The sequence below is a fragment of the Mesorhizobium sp. M2A.F.Ca.ET.037.01.1.1 genome, from assembly GCF_003998075.1.
In the GTDB taxonomy this organism is placed as follows: Bacteria; Pseudomonadota; Alphaproteobacteria; order Rhizobiales; family Rhizobiaceae; genus Mesorhizobium.
On the sequence record NZ_RZSA01001813.1, the window covers coordinates 1 to 440 of the forward strand.

1 protein-coding gene is annotated in these 440 nt (G+C 67.0%); it reads left to right on the plus strand.

The window, feature by feature from the left end; translation table 11 throughout:
- Window positions 1-440, plus strand: a 440-nt coding sequence (locus tag EOA27_RS39940; protein WP_145970969.1) for an FAD-binding oxidoreductase, incomplete at both ends; no start/stop codon positions are given.

Sequence of the window (440 nt, forward strand, 5' to 3'; positions counted from 1 at the left end):
GCGGAGTTCCGCGCCTCTCTGCCTGGCTGGGCCGAGCGGCAGCGTTTCGGCATCGGTTTCCGTCATGTCGAGGGCGAAGAGATGGCGGCGCTGCAGCCTGGTCTTTCGCCGCGCTTCGTCAAGGGCACCTTCGTGCCGGGCTGGAAGACGGTCGCCGATCCGAAGCTGCTCGGCAAGGCGGTCTGGACCTATGCGGAGAGGCTTGGCGCCCGTTTCGAGCATGCGCGGGTCGAACGCGTGGAGTCAGGCGCGAACGGCCCGACGATCGTGCTGGCCGATGGCACGAGGCGAACGGCAAGCAAGCTTGTGATCGCCGCCGGCGCCTGGTCGCATCTCCTGGCGAAAAGTCTCGGCGATCGGATCCCGCTCGAAACCGAGCGCGGCTACAACACGACGCTGCCGGCGTCGGCCTTCGACGTGAAGCGGCAGCTGATCTTTTC